This window comes from Mesorhizobium sp. M8A.F.Ca.ET.161.01.1.1 (assembly GCF_004792105.1).
Classification (GTDB): Bacteria; Pseudomonadota; Alphaproteobacteria; order Rhizobiales; family Rhizobiaceae; genus Mesorhizobium.
Genome location: NZ_SRTD01000310.1, coordinates 1 through 321 on the forward strand (window position 1 = coordinate 1; position 321 = coordinate 321).

Annotated in this window: 1 protein-coding gene; it reads right to left on the reverse strand. The window is 58.6% G+C overall.

The window, feature by feature from the left end:
- A partial coding sequence (locus EN804_RS35855; RefSeq protein WP_281407934.1) for a histidine kinase dimerization/phospho-acceptor domain-containing protein occupies positions 1-321 on the reverse strand: 321 nt, incomplete at both ends.

Consider the following 321-nt stretch of genomic DNA (forward strand, 5'->3'; position numbering starts at 1 on the left):
CGATGAAGTCGACATCCATCTGCCCCGCCTCGATCTTGGATATATCGAGGAGATCATTGACGATATCGAGCACATGCCGGCCGGAACGGCCGATATCATTGGCGTATTCCACATAACGCGGATGGCCGATCGGCCCGAAACGTTCTGTCGCCATCATGTCCGCAAAGCCGATGATGGCGTTGAGCGGCGTGCGGATTTCGTGGCTGACGCGCGCTAGGAAGTCGGTCTTGTGGGCATTGGCGGTTTCCGCCGCGCGCTTGGCGTTGCGCAGTTCTTCTTCGGTGCGCTTCCACTGGGTGATGTCGCGGATTACAGCGCAAT